General features: G+C 57.9%; 1 pseudogene. It reads right to left on the bottom strand.

The annotated features are described in order from the left end of the window. Positions 1 to 7: 7 nt before the first annotated feature. Positions 8 to 259, bottom strand: a pseudogene (locus tag SB756_RS31860) (flagellar biosynthetic protein FliP); the annotation flags it as partial.

The raw sequence follows: 259 nt of genomic DNA, 5'->3' as shown, positions 1-259 counted from the left end.
GGACAGCTCATACCACGCTGCGCACGAGCGTCTGGGTTATCAGGCCCCAGCCATCGATCAGCAGAAACAGCATGATCTTCAGCGGCAGCGAAAGCGTGATCGGCGGCACCATGATCATGCCGAGCGACATCAGGATCGAGGAGACGATCAGGTCGATGATCAGGAACGGCAGGAAGATCATGAAGCCGATCTGGAAGGCAATCTTCAGCTCGCTAAGCATGAACGCCGGCACCAGGTGCACCGGGGTCAGTTCATCCAC

This window comes from Pseudomonas sp. SIMBA_068, from assembly GCF_046534705.1.
Taxonomy (GTDB): Bacteria; Pseudomonadota; Gammaproteobacteria; order Pseudomonadales; family Pseudomonadaceae; genus Aquipseudomonas; species Aquipseudomonas putida.
This window is presented reverse-complemented; position numbering and strand designations above follow the sequence as displayed.